16 protein-coding genes and 2 pseudogenes are annotated in these 17,970 nt (G+C 58.7%); 6 read left to right on the top strand and 12 right to left on the bottom strand.

What is annotated here, in order from left to right; translation table 11 throughout:
- The first annotated feature begins 7 nt into the window (after positions 1–7).
- The 4 genes from ACRRNM_RS08990 (at position 8) to ACRRNM_RS08975 (ending at position 3,847) form a co-directional block, all read left to right on the top strand.
- Positions 8–1,612: a hypothetical protein gene (locus ACRRNM_RS08990; protein WP_435627889.1), complete on the top strand. Its 1,605-nt coding sequence runs from the start codon at positions 8–10 to the stop codon at positions 1,610–1,612.
- Positions 1,613–1,675: 63 nt separating this feature from the next.
- Positions 1,676–2,575 (top strand): glycosyltransferase, encoded by a 900-nt coding sequence (locus ACRRNM_RS08985; RefSeq protein ID WP_435627888.1) that lies wholly within the window; start codon positions 1,676–1,678, stop codon positions 2,573–2,575.
- Entirely contained in the window at positions 2,518–2,868 is a 351-nt protein-coding gene (locus tag ACRRNM_RS08980) for a glycosyltransferase (RefSeq protein ID WP_435627887.1), read from the top strand. Before ACRRNM_RS08985 ends, ACRRNM_RS08980 begins: the two co-directional genes overlap by 58 nt.
- Complete coding sequence (locus tag ACRRNM_RS08975) at positions 2,849–3,847, top strand: NAD-dependent epimerase/dehydratase family protein (protein WP_435627886.1); 999 nt, start codon at positions 2,849–2,851, stop codon at positions 3,845–3,847. Before ACRRNM_RS08980 ends, ACRRNM_RS08975 begins: the two co-directional genes overlap by 20 nt.
- Before the next feature lie 96 nt (positions 3,848–3,943).
- Here ACRRNM_RS08975 and ACRRNM_RS08970 read toward each other — a convergent pair.
- Positions 3,944–4,063, bottom strand: a pseudogene (locus ACRRNM_RS08970) (ATP-binding protein); the annotation flags it as partial.
- Positions 4,064–4,168: 105 nt separating this feature from the next.
- Here ACRRNM_RS08970 and istA point away from each other — a divergent pair.
- Together istA and istB are read left to right on the top strand one after the other, a co-directional pair.
- Positions 4,169–5,689 carry an IS21 family transposase gene (gene istA, locus ACRRNM_RS08965; RefSeq protein ID WP_435627885.1) on the top strand — a complete coding sequence of 507 codons (1,521 nt, stop codon included), beginning with the start codon at positions 4,169–4,171 and terminating at the stop codon, positions 5,687–5,689.
- Positions 5,686–6,447 (top strand): IS21-like element helper ATPase IstB, encoded by a 762-nt coding sequence (gene istB / locus ACRRNM_RS08960; RefSeq protein ID WP_435627884.1) that lies wholly within the window; start codon positions 5,686–5,688, stop codon positions 6,445–6,447. The genes istA and istB overlap by 4 nt, the downstream gene beginning before the upstream one ends.
- Positions 6,448–6,520: 73 nt before the next feature.
- Here istB and ACRRNM_RS08955 read toward each other — a convergent pair.
- From ACRRNM_RS08955 to ACRRNM_RS08905, 11 genes and pseudogenes are all read right to left on the bottom strand, one after another.
- A pseudogene (locus ACRRNM_RS08955) lies at positions 6,521–6,880 on the bottom strand (IS21 family transposase); the annotation flags it as partial.
- Between the two features lie 124 nt (positions 6,881–7,004).
- The gene (locus tag ACRRNM_RS08950; protein ID WP_435627883.1) at positions 7,005–8,333 is read right to left on the bottom strand and encodes a TolC family outer membrane protein; all 1,329 of its coding nucleotides are present in this window, start codon (positions 8,331–8,333) and stop codon (positions 7,005–7,007) included.
- Between the two features lie 124 nt (positions 8,334–8,457).
- Positions 8,458–9,111, bottom strand: a complete 654-nt coding sequence (locus ACRRNM_RS08945) for a protein-L-isoaspartate O-methyltransferase family protein (protein ID WP_435627882.1) — start codon at positions 9,109–9,111, stop codon at positions 8,458–8,460.
- Between the two features lie 131 nt (positions 9,112–9,242).
- Positions 9,243–10,538, bottom strand: coding sequence for a phosphate regulon sensor histidine kinase PhoR (gene phoR, locus ACRRNM_RS08940; protein WP_435627881.1), 1,296 nt, complete (start codon positions 10,536–10,538; stop codon positions 9,243–9,245).
- Between the two features lie 9 nt (positions 10,539–10,547).
- Positions 10,548–11,234 carry a phosphate regulon transcriptional regulator PhoB gene (phoB, locus tag ACRRNM_RS08935; protein WP_435627880.1) on the bottom strand — a complete coding sequence of 229 codons (687 nt, stop codon included), beginning with the start codon at positions 11,232–11,234 and terminating at the stop codon, positions 10,548–10,550.
- Between the two features lie 65 nt (positions 11,235–11,299).
- Positions 11,300–12,805 (bottom strand): sodium:solute symporter family protein, encoded by a 1,506-nt coding sequence (locus ACRRNM_RS08930; protein ID WP_435627879.1) that lies wholly within the window; start codon positions 12,803–12,805, stop codon positions 11,300–11,302.
- Positions 12,806–12,876: 71 nt separating this feature from the next.
- Complete coding sequence (locus ACRRNM_RS08925) at positions 12,877–13,221, bottom strand: DUF1622 domain-containing protein (protein WP_435627878.1); 345 nt, start codon at positions 13,219–13,221, stop codon at positions 12,877–12,879.
- 30 nt (positions 13,222–13,251) lie between these two features.
- Positions 13,252–13,857, bottom strand: coding sequence for a peroxiredoxin (locus ACRRNM_RS08920; RefSeq protein ID WP_435627877.1), 606 nt, complete (start codon positions 13,855–13,857; stop codon positions 13,252–13,254).
- Between the two features lie 181 nt (positions 13,858–14,038).
- Positions 14,039–15,787, bottom strand: coding sequence for a lipid A export permease/ATP-binding protein MsbA (msbA, locus tag ACRRNM_RS08915; RefSeq protein ID WP_435627876.1), 1,749 nt, complete (start codon positions 15,785–15,787; stop codon positions 14,039–14,041).
- 75 nt (positions 15,788–15,862) lie between these two features.
- Positions 15,863–16,477 (bottom strand): cob(I)yrinic acid a,c-diamide adenosyltransferase, encoded by a 615-nt coding sequence (gene cobO / locus ACRRNM_RS08910; RefSeq protein ID WP_435627875.1) that lies wholly within the window; start codon positions 16,475–16,477, stop codon positions 15,863–15,865.
- A complete protein-coding gene (locus tag ACRRNM_RS08905) occupies positions 16,474–17,964 on the bottom strand; it encodes a cobyric acid synthase (RefSeq protein ID WP_435627874.1) in 1,491 nt (496 codons plus the stop codon). The genes cobO and ACRRNM_RS08905 overlap by 4 nt, the downstream gene beginning before the upstream one ends.
- Positions 17,965–17,970 lie beyond the last annotated feature (6 nt).

The following is a 17,970-nucleotide window of genomic DNA, read 5'->3' as shown; positions in this document are numbered from 1 at the left end:
AAAAAGGATGATGAACTTTTTGAGGATTCAGTTCGGTAAAATGAACCTTGGGGTTTTGGATGAGGAGTTTGCATTTAAATCGGTGTTAATGGCGGCGCTGGGCACGGTTGCCATTATTAGTATCGTCGGTTATGTATTGCTCGGGCCGCGAGCACTATATGACATGACAACCCTTCTGGTCACGCTGACTGCTTGTGGACTGTTACTATCCGTGTTGCTCAAGAGTGAGGAGGTCTTGTTTCCTGCGTATGCGTTGTTGGTGGTGTTTTTTCTGATTTTCATTTTCCCACGTGTTCTTTCATTCTTGTTTTTCCCGGATAGAGTGCGTTTTCCGCTAACCGTATTCTTGACAGTGCAACAGATAAATTTGGGGTATGTCTATATTGTGCTGGGCACTGCAGCACTTTGCGCAGGCTTCTTTTTGGCATATATGGCCCTCAAAAAACACTTGAATAAATGGAGCGTTGTTGGCGTTGCAACAAAAACTTACCCAGCTAGCCATTTGGCCCTCGCCTTTACTGTTGTTTGCGTGGTTCAGCTCTACATAGCGTTATGGCTTGGCAATAGTGTGCTATCGAAAATGTATTATGGTGTCGAGCATAAGTTTGTAGGAGTGGTTACGGTTCTGTTTGTCAGTATGCATGCATTTTTAATTGTTATGATCTCAATGCTGGCTGCAAGAGGGCGTGGTAGTAAAACCAATATGCCCATCCTTTTGTTTGCTGCCGCTTTCATGATAGTAATGGTCATGCTTGGCTCACGTTCTGGGGGAGTCGCAATTTTTCAATTGGTGTTGATAGCGATGCTCGTTCTCTACGGGAATTTTCGCGAACGGCTACGAAATTATTTTGTTTTTTTTCTCACTATTGCGGCATTAAGTGTAGTTTCTTTTCCTATTGCTACAGCAGCTAGAACGGCTATGCTTGCCGAGCGCGACGGTTTTGTAACGGAAAATCGCCCATTGACTAAGCCATTGACTAAGCCATTGACTAAGCCATTGACTAAGCCGCCGGAAACGGCTGGTGAACAAGGCTCTGCCGGAAGTGCTATAGGAGGGTCGATATTGAGTCGGCTAGGAGCAGGTTTTGATACGGCAGTCATGACCGTTGTATTGGGGGCAGATCCGGAGATGGCGTTACGAAATATTAACTTGCCTTATGCATTGAAAAGCGCAACGAACATAATTCTCCCCGGGGTGGTTTTTGCTGATGCGCCGTTTAATACCGCACTTCTATGGCCTTTTGTTTATAAATTACGGGATGCTGAATTATTGAAAGCAGGGTATTACGAAAGTTTCATATGGACCTCATGGGGGGTAGCGTACTGCATGTTTGGATGGGGCATGGGATTGTTTGCTTTGTTCGTGGCCGGTTTTATTCTGCTGTCGATGTATATGGCCATATCCAAAAAGTTCAAAGGTGGGTTGGTGCCCTATTTTTCAGCGTGGATTCTGCTGAATATATTTTCGTTTTATTCTGCTATGGGGTTAGATGATTGGCTGGTTGGGCTGCAGAGATCTTTGTTCTCATTGATTTTGGTTCTGCTGATACTTTGGGCACTTGATGGCATGAAGCGTTCGCACCCTTTTGCTATTAGAGGAGGTAATAAGTGATCATATCGCCAATAAGCGGAGCATCGTGGCGATAAGCTATCGAAAACAAATGATTTTGAGAATATGCCAACAAAGATGAAGCTAGCCCGTGTTTCTGCCTCGCCATACTTTGTGGCTTCCCAGCTTCCTGCACAGTTGGATGCAATTGTATGCAGTGGTATCGAAGTTACAGTGATATCCAGTGATGGACCTGAGTTGGAAAAGCTAAGATTGGGTGCATCACCTCCCCGCATCATTACCATTGAAATCGCACGATCGATTTCCGTTATCAAGGACATCCGGGCGCTTTGGATGCTGTTTAGGCTATTCAGGCGAGAGCACTTTGACATTGTTCATTCAACAAATCCCAAGGCGGGCTTGCTGACGGCAATTGCTGGCATACTCGCCGGCGTGCCTGTTCGATTGCATACGTTCACCGGCCAGCCTTGGGTAAATCTGCAAGGGCCTATGCGAGTACTGGCTCACTTGAGTGATAGCCTTGTTGCTCGGTTGAACACTCATTGCTATGCGGATAGTCAAAGCCAGCGACAATTTCTTGTTGATCGGCATGTCGTGCTGCCGGAGTGGGTAAGTGTTATTGGTGCGGGTTCAATTGCTGGAGTCGATCTTGTGCGCTTTAATGCAGGTAGATTCACCGATCAGGATCGTATTCAAGTCAGACGAAACTTAGGTATCCCCTTGGATGCGCCAGTGCTATTGTTCGTGGGGCGCATTACGGCAGACAAAGGTGTGAGCGAGTTGCTGGCTGCATTTCAGGAAATCAAAAAAACGGGTAGTAGCGCGCATTTGGTGTTTGTCGGCCCCTTTGATACTGAACGAGGGGGGGGGGGGAGATTACGCGTACTGATATTGATGCCCTTCCTGATACCCATCTGGTCGGATATACCGGCCAGCCAGAGGTGTATATGGCTATTGCGGATATTCTGTGTTTGCCTAGTTACCGCGAGGGGTTTGGAACTGTAGTGATCGAGGCGGCAGCGATGGGTATACCTACTGTTGGTACAGATATATATGGTTTATCCGATGCTGTGGTAAATGAAGAGACAGGGATTCTGGTGCCACCACGGGATTCAACCGCGCTCGGACAGGCGTTATCTTCTTTACTCAAGGATTTGCTGCGCTGCAGGGCCATGGGCAATGCTGCCAGATGTCGGGTCGAACAGTTATTTGATGCAAAAAAAATAAACGAGGGAGTTATATTGGAGTACCGTCGTTTGTTTTCGGATGTACATCGTAATGACAGAAAAATTGCATAAAGTTCTTGTCACCGGAGCAACTGGTTTTATCGGGCGGGCGCTGTGTCAGAGTTTGCTTGATTCTGATGTTTGGGTTATCGCTGCTGTCCGTTGTTACAGGCCGGATAGCGTATTCACGAACAGAACATTTACTCAGGTAGAGGTAGGCGAGATATCAGGTACTACAGATTGGATGGAAGCGTTGGATGGTGTAGAGGTCGTTTTTCATCTTGCGGCACATGTTCATGTGATGCAGAAAATATCCGATGGTGTGATGGCCGAGTTCTGGCGTATTAATGTGGCAGGGGCGGAGCATTTGGCACGTTGCGCAGCAGCAAGAGGTGTGAAGCGGTTGGTTTTTGTGAGTTCAATCGGGGTAAATGGTACTCAAACATCTGCAAATTACCAATTTTCAGAGTTGGATGTTCCAGCACCACATGACGGGTATGCTATTTCGAAGTGGGAGGCAGAGAAAGCACTGTATCGCGTGATGCAAGAGACAGGTTTGGAAATTGTGATTATTCGCCCACCTTTGGTTTATGGCGGTGGAGCACCTGGTAACTTTGGGCTGATGATCAAAGCCTTAGGGTTGCCGCTGCCCCTTGCTTCGATAAATAATCTACGCGATTTTATTTATGTGGGAAATCTGGTTAGTGCTATGCTTGTGTGCGCAAAGCACTCGGACGCAGCAGGAAAAACATATTTGGTGCGTGACGGCGAGGCGATATCAACCCCCAATTTGTTACGTCAATTGGGAAGGGAGATGGGTTGCACACCGTGGCTTATTCGATTTCCTATTAAGCTGCTAAAGATACTGGGGAAACTGACTGGGTACTCGGGTCAGATTGAGCGATTATCAAGTTCGTTGCGGCTGAATGACGATAAGATACGCCACGATTTGGAATGGGTCCCGCCTTATACACTGGAGCAGGGTTTGCGAGCCACAGCTGAATGGTATCGTGTTGAATTGCACCCAAAACTGACCCAGTTCCGACAATAGTTTGCAGCCAAATTTGACCCACTGTTGAAATGCATGTAAATCTGACCCGGGTTGTGCATTGAATTTTGACCCACCCTTGAATTATCTCTGGATCTTTCAGGTTGTGGATAGTTTTCTGTTTTTACCCTCCTTTCCGACTTGAGTTGAACTGTTTCTGAAGCGGTAACTATCGTTGCCGGTTTCCACGATATGGCAGTGATGTGTAAGCCTATCCATGTTGAATTGCACTCAAAACTGACCCATCCAGGGCAGTAATATGCATCCAAATTTGACCCACGTATAGATACTGTCCCGCTCATTTTTTGAGCGGGAGCAACAGGAGTGATCAACGTGGCGATATTGAGCAGCATCAGACGTTGGCATTTGCGTGATCAAATGCCGATCCGGGAGATCGTTCGCAGAACCGGACTCTCCCGCAACACCATCAGGAAGTACCTGGCCAACAAGGTCGTTGAGCCCAAGTACCCCAACCGCAAGACCCCCTGCAAGCTAGACGACTACGCGGCCAAGCTGGCCGCATGGCTGAAGACGGAAGCTGGCAAGGGGCGCAAGCAGAAGCGCAGCCTCAAACAACTGCACCACGACTTGGTGCAACTGGGTTTCACCGGTTCCTATGACCGCGTGACCGCCTTTGCCCGCCGCTGGCGGCAAGAGCAACAGGAGCTTGCCAGAACGGCCGGACGCAGCACCTTCATCCCGCTCACCTTTGCACCCGGCGAAGCCTTCCAGTTCGACTGGAGCGAAGACTGGGCGGTCATGGCAGGCGAGCGCACCAAGCTACAGATCGCCCACTTCAAGCTGAGTCATAGCCGAGCCTTCTTTCTGCGCGCCTACCCGCTCCAGACACACGAGATGCTGTTCGACGCGCACAACCATGCCTTCGCTGCATTCGGCGGCGTGCCCGCCCGTGGCATCTACGACAACATGAGGACCGCCGTAGACAAGGTGCGACGCGGCAAGCAGCGCGACGTCAACATCCGCTTCACTGCCATGGTGAGCCACTACCTGTTCGATGCCGAGTTCTGCAACCCGGCGTCCGGCTGGGAGAAGGGGCAAATCGAGAAGAACGTACAGGACGCCCGTCACCGCATCTGGAACAAGCTGCCTGTGTTCGGCAGTCTGGCGGAACTCAATGACTGGCTGCACCGGCGTTGCCTGTCTCTCTGGGCGGAGACCTCCCATCCTGAGCAACACGAGCGCAGCATCGCAGAGGTCTATGCGGAAGAACGCGACCACCTGATGGCGCTGTCCTGTCCATTCGACGGGTTCGTGGAACACATCAAGCGAGTGTCGCCGACCTGCCTGGTCATGTTCGAGCGCAACCGTTACAGCGTACCTGCCTCCTATGCCAATCGCCCGATCAGCCTGCGGGTGTACGCCGACCGGCTGGTGTTCGTCGCCGAAGCGCAGATCATTGCCGAGCATGTACGGGTGATCTCGCACAAACACGGTCCGGGACGGACGATCTACGACTGGCGTCACTATCTGAGCGTACTCCAGCGCAAGCCCGGTGCCTTGCGCAACGGTGCACCGTTCACCGAATTGCCGGAAGGCTTCAAGCGCTTGCAGGCCATCCTGCTCAAGCGGCCGTGTGGGGAACGCGAGATGGTCGATATTTTGGCACTGGTGATGCAGCACGAAGAGTCTGCGGTACTGACCGCAGTCGAGTTGGCGTTGGAGGGCGGCGTACCGTCCAAGCAACATGTGCTCAACCTGCTCAAGCGGCTGATCGAGCCTGCACCACCGGCCCCTGTCGATACACCTGCCCATCTGGCGCTGGTGGTCGAGCCGCAATCCAACGTCAGCCGCTACGACCAGCTTCGGGAGATACTCCAGCCATGATCACAACGCTCAAGAGCATCAAGCTGTACGGCATGGCGCAGGCGGTCGATGAGCTGGCCAGCCAAGGTTCGCCTGCATACCAAAGTGCGCAGGAGATGCTGAGTACGCTGCTCAAGGCAGAGATGGCGGAACGTGAGGTGCGCTCCATCGCTTACCAGATGAAGGCATCCCGCTTCCCAGCCTACCGTGACTTGGCGAGCTTCGACTTCAGTCAGAGCGTGATTAACGAAGCGCTGATCCGGCAGTTGCACCGTTGCGAGTTCCTGGATCAGGCGCAGAACGTGGTGCTGGTTGGTGGGCCGGGTACGGGCAAGACGCATCTGGCCACCGCACTCGGGGTGCAGGCTGTTCAGCATCAACACCGTCGTGTGCGCTACTTCTCGACAATCGAGCTGGTCAATGCACTGGAGCTGGAGAAGGCGGCAGGCAAACAAGGCCAGATCGCCAACCGGATGATGTATGCCGACCTGGTGATCCTGGATGAGCTGGGCTATTTGCCGTTTAGCCAGGCTGGTGGTGCATTGCTGTTCCACTTCATCGGGAAGCTCTACGAGCGTACGAGTCTGGTGATCACGACAAACTTGAGCTTCGCTGAATGGGGCAGTGTGTTCGGGGATGCCAAGATGACGACGGCACTACTGGATAGGCTTACACATCACTGCCATATCGTGGAAACCGGCAACGATAGTTACCGCTTCAGAAACAGTTCAACTCAAGTCGGAAAGGAGGGTAAAAACAGAAAACTATCCACGACCTGAAAGATCCAGAGATAATTCAAGGGTGGGTCAAAATTCAATGCACAACCCGGGTCAGATTTACATGCATTTCAACAGTGCTGCGTCCGGCCGTTCTGGCAAGCTCCTGTTGCTCTTGCCGCCAGCGGCGGGCAAAGGCGGTCACGCGGTCATAGGAACCGGTGAAACCCAGTTGCACCAAGTCGTGGTGCAGTTGTTTGAGGCTGCGCTTCTGCTTGCGCCCCTTGCCAGCTTCCGTCTTCAGCCATGCGGCCAGCTTGGCCGCGTAGTCGTCTAGCTTGCAGGGGGTCTTGCGGTTGGGGTACTTGGGCTCAACGACCTTGTTGGCCAGGTACTTCCTGATGGTGTTGCGGGAGAGTCCGGTTCTGCGAACGATCTCCCGGATCGGCATTTGATCACGCAAATGCCAACGTCTGATGCTGCTCAATATCGCCACGTTGATCACTCCTGTTGCTCCCGCTCAAAAAATGAGCGGGACAGTATCTATACGTGGGTCAAATTTGGATGCATATTACTGCCCTGGATGGGTCAGTTTTGAGTGCAATTCAACAAACAATGTGTTAGTAGAGCGCCTGATTGACCCCACCCAGATCTTCTTCGCTTAGCGAACCCGCCGCCGCCTTCAGGCGCAACCGGCTGACGAGATAGTTGTACTCGGCTTGGTACAGATCGCGGCGGGTGGCGTACAGTTGCTGCTGTGCATTCAGCACATCGAGGTTGGTGCGCACGCCGACTTCCTGTCCGAGCTTGCTGGCTTCCAGGACGCTTTCGCTGGAGGTGAGTGCCTGCTGCAGCGCCTTGACCTGGGCGATGCCGTTGACCACGCCGAGATAGGCCTGGCGGGTCTGCAGCGCGACGGTGCGGCGGGTGTCTTCCAGGGTTTGCCTGGCGCGCTCGCGATTGGCCTCGGCCTCGCGCCATCTGGAATTGACGGCGCCCCCCTGGAATAATGGCATGTTTAGTTGCACGCCGACGCTCTTGTTGGTGGTGTCGCTGCCCACGCCGAAGGTGCCGCCATTGGACTGGTTGTTGGAGTAATTCGCCACCAGGTCCAGCGTGGGGTAATGACCGCCGCGGTTGCGCGCGACTTCCTTCTCGGCGATCTCGGCACCCGCTTTCGTGATGGCCAGCTGCAGGCTGTTCGACTGCGCCTCATCCACCCACTTCTCCATGTTGGCGGGCTGCGGGCTTTCCAGCTTGAAACCCTTGCCGAGATGCTTGAGGTCTTTCGGCATCGCGTTGATCAGTTGCTGCAAGGCACGTTTCTTGATTTCAAGGTTGTTCTGCGCGGCGATTTCCTGTGCGCTGGTCAGGTCGTAGCGCGCCTGCGCCTCGTGGGTGTCGGTGATGGTGGCGCTGCCCACCTCGAAGTTGCGCTTGGCCTGCTCCAGTTGCTCGGAGATGGCCTTCTTCTGCGCCTCGGCGAGTTCCACGCTGTCCTGTGCGATCAGTACGTCGAAATAGGCCTGTGCGACGCGCAGGATCAAATCCTGTTCGGCGATCCTGAACTGGGCATCGGCCTGTACAACCTGCAATTCGGCTTCGGTGTAGGTCATCCAGTTCTGCTGGCGGAACAATGGCTGCGTCAGGCTCACGCCGTAGCCGTGGGTATTGTAGCGGGTGGTGCCGCCCGGGAATGGAAACGCCCCCTTGTACTGGATATTCTGGTCATTGAACGTGCTGTTCGCATTGAGGCTGATGCTGGGCAGCAGCAGCGAGCGGCCCTGCGGCAGCTTTTCCTGGCCGGCCTGCTGGGCGGCACGCGCGGCGGCAAACACCGGATCGTTCGCCTGGGCGGCGCGGAAGGTTTCCAGCAGGTCGGCAGCCTGCGCCGCGCTACTCGCGCCGAGCAGGGCTGCCAGAAGTAGTGGTAATGGCTTCAGCTTCATTGGGTTTTCGCGCAGTCGATATATTAGATATTTCTAATACTACAGATTGCCGCCGCCTTGCGCAATCCCGATGTGAGGCTCGGGTCCGGCCAACCAAAAGGTTACCTGCACTGAAACTTCATTTTCAGAACACGAACCGCTTGGGCTGCTCGGCATTGCGCAACGGCGCGACGCAGGTTTCCATGATGTTGACGGTCTCGAATACGTCCGGCGCGGCGCGGGTGATCAGCTTTGCCTCCATCAGGGGAGCGTCTCCCACGATGGCGAACAGCCGCCCGCCGACGTTCAGGCTGTTCTGGAAGGCTGCCGGCAATACCGGCGTCGAACCGGTCAGCACGATGACATCGTAGGTGCCCTTGTTCCAGCCGTGCGCCGCATCGCCCGTTTCGAGGGTGACGTTGTTGCGGTGGTAGGCGGCCAGATTCTGTTTGGCCATGGCGCTCAGTTCCGGCACGATTTCCACCGAGGTGACCTGCCCCGCCAGCGCGGACAGCAGCGCGGTCAGGTAGCCGCTGCCGGTGCCTATCTCCAGCAAGCTGTCATTGCGGGTGAGGTGCAATTCCTGCACGGTACGCGCTTCGAGCTTGGGCTGCCACATGGCGGCTCCATGGCCCAGCGGGATCTCCATGTCGGCAAATGCCAGTTCCTTTTTGTCCGCGGGCACGAAGTGTTCGCGGCGGACATGCTTGAGCAACTCCAGTATCCGCAGCTCCAGCACCTCGCAGGGGCGGATTTGCTGCTCGATCATGTTGAAACGTGCTTGTTCGATGTTCTGCATTCCATCCTCCTGAATTGCCGCACTATTATTATTCCGGCACGAATGCGCCGCGCGGGCAGTATAGCAACACCACCCTGCAGGCTCAACACCGACCGCTTATTGGCGGCTGCGGCTCAGTCATGCCGGAATTTTCAGTGCATCGCCCGCTTGACCGGAAACACCAGCGCGAAGGTGCTGCCCTTGCCTTCCTCGCTCATGACTTCGAACTTGGCCTGGTGGCGCATCGCGATATGCTTGACGATCGCCAGGCCCAGTCCCGTTCCGCCCGTTTCGCGCGAGCGGCTGCGGTCTACCCGGTAGAAGCGCTCGGTCAGGCGCGGGATATGCTGTGCGGCAATACCGATGCCGCTGTCCTGCACCGAAAACACCGGCTGCCCGCCGCGCTCCGCCCAGCGCAGCAGGATAGCGCCGCCCTTGGGCGTGTAGCGGATCGCGTTGCTGATCAGGTTGCCGAACGCACTATGCAGTTCCTCGCGGTTGCCGAGCAGTTTCACTCCGCTCGCGGCTTCGAGGCGCAGCACATGCGAGCCGTTGCTCAGCAATTGGCCTTCCCGGTGAATTTCTTCGAGCAGCACGCCCATATCCACCGTCTCCTCGCTCAGCGGGTTCTGGTCGTTTTCCAGGTGCGACAGGGTAAGCAGGTCGGCAACCAGGTTTTCCATGCGGCGCGTCTGCTCGGCCATCAGATGCAGGGCGCGCCGCGCATCCTCGCGGTTGAGGTCGGGCATATCCTGCAGGTTTTCGACAAAGCCGTTCACCACGGTCAGCGGGGTGCGCAATTCGTGCGAGACGTTCGCGACGAAATCGCGGCGTATGGCCTCGATGCGCTCCAGCCGCGTGATGTCGCGGCTGATCAGCAGCCGCTTGTTCATGCCGTAGGGGATGAGCTTGATGGACAGCACCATCTCGTCGTGGCGCGCCGGGCGCATCACCAGCGGCTCGCTGAAATTGGATTCATGGAGATACTCGACGAACTCCGGCTGGCGCACCAGATAGGTGATGTCCTGCATGAAGTCGTGCTCGGGGTCGAGGTCGAAATGCTGCTGTGCCAGCGGGTTGCACCATTCGATGCGATTCGACTCGTTCAGGATCGCCACCCCCTCCGGCAAGGCGGCCGTGGCCTGCTCGATGTGCTGCAGCTCGGCCGCCAGTTCCTGACGGGTCTGGTTATGCTGCTTGACCATGCGGTACAGCTGTGAGAACACCTCATCCCAGATGCCGCCCGCCTCGGGGATGGTCTCGCTACGCGCATCCTGCAGCCATCGCCCCAGCCTGTAGAGCTGCCGCGCATGGCGCGCCATCACGATCAGTAGCACCAGCAGCATGAACAGCAGCGCCGGCATGGCCGAAAACACGGCCCACAGCAGCAGCGCGATCAGCGCGACGAGCACGAGGGGGATGCTTAAACGTAGCCAGAAACCCTGCAAGAAATTCTCCTAGTTGAGCGAAAAGCGGTAGCCGCTGCCGCGCACCGTCTGGACCAGCCCATCCATGCCGGCCGGTTCCAGGGCGGCGCGCAGGCGGCGGATATGCACATCCACCGTGCGTTCCTCGACGAAGGCCTGCGTGCCCCATACCTGATCGAGCAATTGCGTGCGGCTGTATACCCGCTCCGCGTGGGTCATGAAGAAATGCAGCAGGCGGAACTCGGTGGGGCCGAGTTCGATTGCCGCACCCTTTGCGGTCACGCGATGCGAGGCCGGCAACAATTCCAGGCCGCCCGCCGCAACCGTCTCGTCCGGCATCTGCGGAGCATGGCGGCGCAGCACGGCGCGGATGCGCGCCATCAGCTCCCGCGGCGAAAAGGGCTTGGTGATGTAGTCGTCAGCACCCGCCTCCAGCCCCAGCACCTTGTCGCGCTCTTCGCCGCGCGCGGTCAGCATGATAATCGGGATGTCGTGGGTAGCGGGGTCGCTGCGCAGCTGTTTCGCCAGGATCACGCCGCTGGTGTTCGGCAGCATCCAGTCCAGCAGGATCAGATCCGGCGCATTGCCCCGTATCTGCCGCCATGCGCTGTCCGCATCCTCGGCGCGCAGCGCCTGAAAACCCGCCTGCTCCATGTTGAACACCAGCAGTTCCTGGATCGCCGGCTCGTCCTCCACAATCAGGATTTTTGTACTCATTGCATTCCTTCAGCCTCGACTGCGGCCAAGGATAGGAAAATTTTATGACAGGCGTATGACACGAATCAGTCGTGGTGGTGAATAGGGTGCGGCGCGGCCACATGTTCGGTCTGGCTGGCCGCACGGTGGTGCATGTACGCATGCTCCGGCTCCTCGGGCAGCTTGCGGCCTATGACCTGCGGCAGCAGCGAGCCGGCCAGCATGCCGGCCACGCTCATCAGCAGGCCGACCAGTTGCGGCGGCCAGATTTCGGAAGGCTCGAACACCTCGCATAATCCCCAGGTCGACAGCCCGAGCAGCATCGCCAGCAGCGCGCCCTGGGTGCTGGCGCGCTTCCAGTAGAGTCCGAAGGCAAGCGGTACGAAGGCCGCGACCAGGGTGATCTTGTAGGCGTTCTCCACCATCTTGAAGATTGACAGCTCGGAATTCAGCGCTACGGCCAGCACCACCGCGCCGAAGCCCCACAGCGTGATACGCATCGCGCGCAGGAACTGGCGGTCGGTCATGTCCTTGAGGATGAAATGCTTGAGGATGTTCTCGGTGAATGCGACCGAGGGTGCGAGCAGAGTTGCGGACGAGCAACTCATGATCGCCGAGAGCAGCGCGCCGAAGAAGATCACCTGAGCGAACACCGGCGTGTGCTGGAGGATCAGCGTCGGCAGCACGAGCTGCGAATCCTGCTCCAGCAACTCGCCGAATAATTTCGGATCGATCAGCGTCGCGGAATAGGCGAGGAACATCGGTACGAAGGCGAACAGGAAATACAGCGAGCCGCCGAGCACCGAGCCGCGCACCGCGGTCTTCTCGTCCTTTGCGGCGGTGATGCGCTGGAACACGTCCTGCTGCGGGATAGAGCCGAGCATCATGGTCAGCCACGCGCCGATGAACGGCACCCAGTGCGTGTAGTCGCCTTTCGGGAAGAAATCCAGCTTGCCCGCCGCCTCGGCGTGCGCGACCACCGCGCCCACGCCGCCGGTCATGCCGCTCACGAACCACGCGATGAATAGCATGCCGGCCATGATCACCGTCATCTGCACGAAGTCGAGCAGCGCCACCGACCACATGCCGCCGAAGGTGGTGTAAGTCAGCACGATGGCCGCGCCGATCATCATGCCCGCCTCCTGGCTCACCGCGCCGCCGCTGATCACGTTGAACACCAGCCCCAGCGCCATGATCTGCGCCGATACCCAGCCGAGGTAGGAAATCACGATGCACACCGCCGCGATCAGCTCGACGACCTTGTTGTAGCGCACGCGGTAGAAGTCGCCGATGGTCAGGAGGTTCATGCGGTACAGCTTGTTGGCGAAGAACAGCCCGGCGAGGATCAGGCACAGGCTCGCGCCGAATGGGTCGGCAACCACGCCGCCCATGCCTTCCTTGACGAAGGTTGCGGAGATGCCCAGCACGGTCTCCGCGCCGAACCAGGTGGCGAACACCGTCGCGGTGACGATGGGCAGCGGCAGGTGGCGCCCGGCGACGGCGAAGTCCTTTGCGCTGTGCACGCGGGTTGCGGCATACAGGCCGATGCCGACGGACACCAGTAGATAGAGAACGACGAACCAGACCAGCATGACAAACACCCGCTCGGAATTGCAACGGGGCGGATTTTAGCAGCCTTGCGCCGAAGAACAATCGGGGGCGGCTATTTTTCGTGGAGTTCGCGCAGGTCCTTGTTGAGGAAGAAGGCGATCACGGTGCGGATCACCACGATGCCGCCGAGCATGGCGAGCGATTCCCAGCTGGGGATCACGATGGTCTGGATGATGTCGCCGGCGAGGAAGAAATCCAGCCCCAGTGCGGTCTTTTCGCCGATGGCGCTGCGGATGTGGCTGATCGGCGCCGCTTGCGGCTCGCGCACCAGCGCCGATTTGATGCATAGCACGAGCCGGATCAGCCCCTCGATCGCGCCCCACAGCACCACGGCGATGCCGATCGCCTCGATCCAGGGCGCGACCAGTTCGACGAACTCGACCAGCAACTGGTGCATCTGCGCTTCTCCGCCCGAAGTGACGGTGGGCTACAGTTCCCCGGCGTGATTGGCCAAGTATTTCGCCACACCTTCCGGTGAGGCATTCATGCCCGCCTTGCCCTTGTTCCAACCGGCCGGACAGACCTCGCCATGCTCCTCGGTGAATTGCAGCGCGTCCACCATGCGCAGCATCTCGTCGATGTTGCGTCCCAGCGGCAGGTCGTTCACCACCTGGTGGCGCACGGTGCCGGCGCGATCGATTAGGAAGGAGCCGCGGAACGCCACTCCGGCCGCATCGAACTCCACGTCGTAGGCCTTGCAGATTTCATGCTTGATGTCGGCGACCAGCGGATACTGCACCTGGCCGATGCCGCCCTTCTCGACGGGCGTGTTCTTCCAGGCGAGATGGGTGAACTGCGAGTCGATCGACACGCCGATCACCTCGGTGTTGCGCTTCTTGAATTCATCCAGGCGATGGTTGAAGGCGATCAGTTCGGACGGGCAGACGAAGGTGAAGTCCAGTGGATAGAAGAAAATCACGGCATATTTGCCGTCGGTGTGTTTCTTCAGGTTGAAGGTTGCGTTGATTTCATTGTTGCCCATCACGGCAACGGCGCTGAAATCGGGTGCGGGCTTGCCAACGAGAACGGCCATGGTGATCTCCTGAGGGTAATGTTGGGCAGCACAATTTAGGCCTTTGCCTCGGCTGCGTCAACTTATGGATAAAAAAGGCCGATTCTATTTCAGGCGGCATCGATGTCCCATGACCTGCGTCATGAAATGCACTGCCACAAAGATGGTGGGCATGGGCGAATAGAATCGCCGGGCGGGCAGGCTATGCGCTGCCGGCCACGGCAAACTGGATGCGGTGCAGTTGCGCGTACACACCGCCCCTGTCCAGCAGTTCGCGGTGCGTGCCGATCTCGGCGATCTCGCCCTTCTGCAAGACGACAATCCGGTCGGCCTTCTCTATGGTGGACAGGCGGTGCGCGATGACCAGCGTGGTACGACCCTGCATCAGGGTTTCCAGCGCGGCCTGCACATGGCGCTCGGATTCGGAATCCAGCGCCGAGGTCGCCTCGTCGAGGATCAGGATGGGCGCGTCCTTGAGAATGGCGCGCGCAATGGCGATGCGCTGGCGCTGGCCGCCGGAGAGCTTTACGCCGCGCTCGCCGACCAGCGTTTCCAGCCCCTCCGGCCACTCGCGGATGAACTCCATCGCGTGCGCGGCAGTCGCGGCGGCGACGATCTCCGCCTCGCTCACCTCGCGCATCTGGCCGTAGGCGATGTTCGCCGCGACCGTGTCGTTGAACAGCACCACTTCCTGGCTCACCAGCGCGATGTTGGCGCGCAGGCTGGCCAGCGTCAGGCCGTTGATGTCGTGGCCGTCCAGCGTGATGCGTCCGCCGGTCGGCGTGTAGAAGCGCGGCACGAGGTTGGCGAGCGTGGTCTTGCCGCTGCCGGAGGCGCCGACCAGCGCGACGTTTTCCCCGGCGCGGATATGCAGCGTGATATCCCGCAGCGCAAGCCGCCCGTCCGTGCCGTAGGCGAACTGCACATGGTCGAATTGCACTTCGCCGCGCACGCGCCCCACCGCGAATGTGCCGCTGTCGGTTTCGCTCTCGGTGTCGGTCAGCTCGAACACGCTCTCCGCCGCCGCCAGCCCGCGTTGCAGGTATTCGCTCACCCCGGCCAGGCGCTTGAGCGGCGCGGTCAGCATCAGCATCGCGGCGATGAAGGAGAGGAAGCCGCCCACCGTGGTTTCGTCAGCCTTCGACTGCAGCGTGGCGAGATAGATAATCACGGCGAGCGCGATGGCCGCGACCATCTGTACGATGGGTACGTTCGCCGCGGAGGCGGCGGCCTGCTTCATGTTGTGGCGGCGCACCCAGTTGGCCTGCTCGTGGAAACGCCCACCCTCGTAATGCTGGCCGCCGAACAGCTTGACCACCTTGTGCGCGGTGACGCTCTCCTCGATCACCTGGGTGATGTCGCCCATCGCGCGCTGCGCGTCGCGGCTGGAGGTACGCAGGCGGCCGCTGATGGTGCTGATGATGTAGGCGATGACCGGCGCCATCACCAGCGTGAGCAGCGTCAGTTTCCAGTTGAGGTAGAACAGCCAGCCCAGAAGGCCGGCGATGATGATGGAGTCGCGGATGACGATGGTCACCACGGTGGTTGCCGCCGCCGTGACCTGCGTCACGTCGAAGGTCAGCTTGGAGATCAGGTTGCCGGTGGCGTGGTCGTCATAGTAGCGCGTCGGCAGCGAGAGCAGTTTGGCGAACATCTCGTCGCGCAGGTCCATCACCACCTTGTTGCCGACCCAGTTGATCGCATAGGTCGAGACGAAGGTCGCCAGCCCGCGCACGAGGAAGATCGCGATGATGATGACCGGCGCGAGCCTGATGACCGCCTCGTCCTTGTTCACGAAGGTGCCGTCCAGCATGGGTTTGAGCAGGGCCGGCAGCAGCGGTTCGGTGGCTGCCGCCACCACCATGCCGAGGATGGAGGCCGAGAAGGCGCGCCAGTACGGCTTGACGTAATCGAGAAGGCGCAGGTAGAGCTGACTGCTGGATAAATTCATGGCGCGCACTTTAGCAGAAAAAGGCCGCAGCCTAATGATGGCGCGCCAGTTTTTGGCAAGTATTACTGAAGCGCCCTAAAATTCGATGCCACTCTGCGCCTGTATCCCGGCATCGAAGGCGTGTTTGACGGGGCGCATTTCGGTGACGGTATCGGCGATCTCGATCAGCGCGTCCGGCGCGCCGCGCCCGGTCAGCACCACGTGCTGCATTGCCGGGCGGTTACGCAACGCCTCCAGCACCTGCCCGATTTCAATATAGTGCAGCTTCAGTGCAATATTGATTTCATCCAGCACCACTAGTTGCAGATTCGGATTGCGCAGCATGTCGTGCGCCACCTGCCAGGCGGCCTGCGCCTTGGCGATATCGCGCTCGCGATCCTGCGTTTCCCAAGTGTATCCCTCGCCCATCACGTGGTATTCGACTTCAGGAAAGCGCCGGAAGAAGGTTTCTTCGCCGGTGGAGAAGCTGCCCTTGATGAATTGCACCACGCCGGCGTGCATGCCGTGCCCCAGCGCACGCGCGATCATGCCGAACGCCGCGCTGCTTTTGCCTTTGCCGTTGCCGGTATGTACCAGGATGACGCCGCGCTCCTGCGTTGCAGCGGCGATTTTGGCATCCACGATTTTCTTGTGGCGCTGTTTGCGTGTGCGGTCGCGATCCTGCGCTGCCGCTTCAGTTTCTTCCGTCATGGTGTTTCCTCCAGTTCGAACAAACGGCGCAGCATCGGCGTATCCAGATGCTGCTCCAGCGCATCGGTCAGGCGGTCGATTTCGGCCTCGCGGCGCGCATGATAGTCCGGTGTTGCGGGATCGCCCAAGCCGGCCCAGCGCAACAGTGCGTCGGTGGCCGCAGGCGATTCGAACAAGCCATGCAGGTAGGTGGCAAGAATCTGCCCATCTTTGGAGATCGCGCCGTCCGGCAATGCCTGCCCATCCGTGCCATGTTCGAGCCGCATCGCCGGGATCTCCAGCGCCGCGCCGCTGGAGATCCCGGCATGTATCTCATAGCCGGCGACCGGTGCCGCTTCCAGTTCCAGCACCCCGCGCATGTTGCGCAGTTGTTTGTTGGCGGAGAGGGTGGTGTCCAGCTCCAGCAAACCCAGCCCCGCGCTGCTGCCTGCCTCGCCTTCCAGGCCGAGCGGGTCGTGGATATTCTCCCCCAGCATCTGCAGGCCGCCGCAGATGCCGATGAGCTTGCCGCCGTAGCGCAAGTGCCGCCGGATCGCCTCCGCCCAGCCGCGGCTGCGCAGCCACGCGAGGTCGGTGCGCACCGCCTTGGAGCCGGGCAGGATGATCAGGTCCGCCGCCGGGATGGGCTCGTCCAGCGCCACGAAGCGGAACTCCACCTGCGGGTGCAGACGCAAGGGGTCGAAGTCGGTGTGGTTGCTGATGTGCGGCAGCACCGGTGCGGTGATGCGTAATTTTCCCGCGCTCGTTCCTGCTCTCTGGGCTGGTAGTGGCAAGGCGTCTTCGGCTTCCAGATGCAGGCCGTGCAAATACGGCATAACACCGATCACCGGCTTGCCGGTCTCGCGCTCCAGCCAGTCCAGGCCGCCCTGCAGCAGCGACAAATCGCCACGGAAGCGGTTGATGATGAAACCCGCCACGCGCGCCTGCTCGGTTGCCGAAAGCAGCGCCAGCGTGCCGACGATATGCGCGAATACCCCGCCGCGGTCGATATCCGCGACCAGGATGACAGGGCAGTCCGCTTCCTCGGCAAACCCCATATTGGCGATGTCGCCGGCGCGCAGATTGATTTCGGCGGGGCTGCCTGCGCCTTCTGCGACCACTGCTTGGTAGTGACGGCTCAGGCGCGCGTGCGACGCGAATACCGCCGCGCGGGCGGTTTGCTTGTAGGCGTGATAATCCACCGCGTGCATGTTGCCGATGGAATGCCCTTGGATAATGACCTGCGCGCCGGTATCGCTGTTCGGCTTGAGCAGCACCGGGTTCATGTCGCTGTGCGGCTCGACCCGCGCGGCTTGCGCCTGCACCGCCTGAGCGCGGCCGATCTCGCCGCCGTCACTGGTCACCGCACTGTTCAACGCCATGTTCTGCGGCTTGAAAGGTGCAACCCGCACATTCTGCCGTGCCAGCCAGCGGCACAGCGCTACCGCCAGGGTGCTCTTTCCGGCATCCGAGGTCGTACCCTGCACCATGACGGTCTTAGCGTGCATGGCGGC

This window comes from Ferrigenium straubiae, assembly GCF_051257895.1.
Lineage (GTDB): Bacteria > Pseudomonadota > Gammaproteobacteria > Burkholderiales > Gallionellaceae > Gallionella > Gallionella straubiae.
This window is presented reverse-complemented; position numbering and strand designations above follow the sequence as displayed.

What these genes read in the sequence shown, in the direction of transcription:
- cobO (WP_435627875.1), bottom strand. Translation starts at nt 16,477, where the DNA reads ATGACGGAAGAAACTGAAGCGGCAGCGCAGGATCGCGACCGCACACGC.
- ACRRNM_RS08905 (WP_435627874.1), bottom strand. Translation starts at nt 17,964, where the DNA reads ATGCACGCTAAGACCGTCATGGTGCAGGGTACGACCTCGGATGCCGGA.
- phoB (WP_435627880.1), bottom strand. Translation starts at nt 11,234, where the DNA reads ATGAGTACAAAAATCCTGATTGTGGAGGACGAGCCGGCGATCCAGGAA.
- ACRRNM_RS08990 (WP_435627889.1), top strand. Translation starts at nt 8, where the DNA reads ATGATGAACTTTTTGAGGATTCAGTTCGGTAAAATGAACCTTGGGGTT.
- ACRRNM_RS08980 (WP_435627887.1), top strand. Translation starts at nt 2,518, where the DNA reads ATGGCTATTGCGGATATTCTGTGTTTGCCTAGTTACCGCGAGGGGTTT.
- ACRRNM_RS08975 (WP_435627886.1), top strand. Translation starts at nt 2,849, where the DNA reads ATGACAGAAAAATTGCATAAAGTTCTTGTCACCGGAGCAACTGGTTTT.
- istB (WP_435627884.1), top strand. Translation starts at nt 5,686, where the DNA reads ATGATCACAACGCTCAAGAGCATCAAGCTGTACGGCATGGCGCAGGCG.
- ACRRNM_RS08945 (WP_435627882.1), bottom strand. Translation starts at nt 9,111, where the DNA reads ATGCAGAACATCGAACAAGCACGTTTCAACATGATCGAGCAGCAAATC.
- ACRRNM_RS08985 (WP_435627888.1), top strand. Translation starts at nt 1,676, where the DNA reads ATGCCAACAAAGATGAAGCTAGCCCGTGTTTCTGCCTCGCCATACTTT.
- ACRRNM_RS08950 (WP_435627883.1), bottom strand. Translation starts at nt 8,333, where the DNA reads ATGAAGCTGAAGCCATTACCACTACTTCTGGCAGCCCTGCTCGGCGCG.
- ACRRNM_RS08925 (WP_435627878.1), bottom strand. Translation starts at nt 13,221, where the DNA reads ATGCACCAGTTGCTGGTCGAGTTCGTCGAACTGGTCGCGCCCTGGATC.
- ACRRNM_RS08920 (WP_435627877.1), bottom strand. Translation starts at nt 13,857, where the DNA reads ATGGCCGTTCTCGTTGGCAAGCCCGCACCCGATTTCAGCGCCGTTGCC.
- ACRRNM_RS08930 (WP_435627879.1), bottom strand. Translation starts at nt 12,805, where the DNA reads ATGCTGGTCTGGTTCGTCGTTCTCTATCTACTGGTGTCCGTCGGCATC.
- msbA (WP_435627876.1), bottom strand. Translation starts at nt 15,787, where the DNA reads ATGAATTTATCCAGCAGTCAGCTCTACCTGCGCCTTCTCGATTACGTC.